Source organism: Variovorax sp. P1_H2 (genome assembly GCF_056405295.1).
Window position 1 is genome coordinate 1 of the sequence record NZ_JBFUCJ010000267.1, and the last position, 1,804, is coordinate 1,804.

1 pseudogene is annotated in these 1,804 nt (G+C 65.7%); it reads left to right on the top strand.

What is annotated here, in order from left to right:
- The first annotated feature begins 217 nt into the window (after window positions 1-217).
- Window positions 218-1,697: pseudogene (locus AC1D2E_RS35700) on the top strand (nucleobase:cation symporter-2 family protein).
- The last annotated feature ends 107 nt before the right edge of the window (window positions 1,698-1,804 follow it).

Below are 1,804 nucleotides of genomic sequence, written 5' to 3' on the forward strand. Positions count from 1 at the left end.
ACATTGTGCCTAGTTAAGCCAAAAGTAACAAGATGATTCATTAGATTCTTGTCACCTGCCAGGCCCGCGACTTGCGCCGACGCGCGGAGCGCGGGTTTTCCGCCATACGTCGGATCGCCTGATTTGTATACAGTTTCGCGTACAGAATGGTGAACGATTCAAGGCAAAGCGCCGTTCGCCTGAACCTCTTTCTCCACGCTGCCCAGGAGTACACGCAATGACGGCTGCCTCGCCATCCCTCCACCCGGTCGACCAGCGCTTGCCGGCCGGCAAGCTCACCGCCCTCGGCCTGCAGCACGTGCTCGTGATGTACGCCGGCGCCGTAGCCGTGCCGCTGATCGTCGGCCGGGCGCTGAAGCTCACGCCCCAGGAGGTGGCATTGCTGATTTCGGCCGACCTGTTCTGCTGCGGCATCGCGACCTTGATCCAGGCTCGGCGCCACCCAGTGGTTCGGCATCAAGCTGCCGGTGATGATGGGCGTGACTTTCGCGTCGGTCGCCCCGATGGTCGCGATCGCCAATGCCAACCCGGGCCAGGCCGGGGCGCAGCTGCTGTTCGGCGCGATCATCGGCGCCGGCGTCATCTCGATACTGATCGCGCCGATGGTCTCGCGCATGCTGCGCTTCTTCCCGCCGGTGGTCACGGGCACCATCATTGCGGTGATCGGCATCAGCCTGATGCGGGTCGGCATCAACTGGATCTTCGGCAACCCCGTGGGGCCGACCGCACCGGCGCTGGTCGACCCGGTGTACGCCAAGTGGCTGGCCGACGTCACCTCGCCCGGCTCGGCGGTGCCGCCGGTCCCCAAGGGACTCTCGATCGTGCCGTCGGTGCCCAACCCCAAGTACGCCGACCTCGGCGGCCTGGCTATCGCGGCGCTGGTGCTGGTGTCGATCCTGCTGATCGTCAAGTACGCCAAGGGTTTCATCGCCAACATCTCGGTACTGCTCGGCATCGTGATCGGCGCGGTGGTGGCCACCGCCTTCGGCTTCATGACCTTCGAGAAGGTCGGCAGCGCGGCCTGGTTCGACATCGTGCTGCCCTTCCACTTCGGCATGCCGAAGTTCGACCCGGTGCTGATCCTCACGATGTCGCTGATCATGATCGTGGTGATGATCGAATCGACCGGCATGTTCCTCGCGCTCGGCGAGATGACCGACCGCAAGATCAGCCAGCAGGACCTGGCGCGCGGCCTGCGCACCGACGGCCTGGGCACGCTGATCGGCGGCATCTTCAACACCTTTCCGTACACCAGCTTCTCGCAGAACGTCGGCCTGGTGGCGGTGACCGGCATCAAGAGCCGCTACGTCTGCGTGGCCGGCGGCCTGATCCTGATCGTGCTGGGCCTGCTGCCCAAGATGGCGGCGCTGGTCGAGTCGCTGCCCACCGTGGTGCTGGGCGGCGCCGGCCTGGTGATGTTCGGCATGGTCGCGGCGACCGGCATCCGCATCCTGTCGGGCGTGGACTTCAAGACCAACCGGCACAACGCGATGATCGTCGCGGTGTCGATCGGCGTCGGCATGATCCCGCTGCTGGCACCCAACTTCAAGCAGTGGATGCCGCATGCGATCCATTCGCTGGTCGAGTCGGGCATCCTGCTGGCGTCGATCTGCGCGGTGCTGCTGAACCTGTTCCTGAATGGCGCGAAGCACGACGAAGCGGCGATCGTCGCGGCTGCGAAACAGGCAGAGGCGTGACTTGGGCTCGCCCCCAGGTTGGCCCGCACTTCGTGTCGGGCCGCCCACCCCCTACCGGGGGCGCAGTCAGCGGCCCGGCGAAGCCGGTTCCGCGACTGCCCACCAAC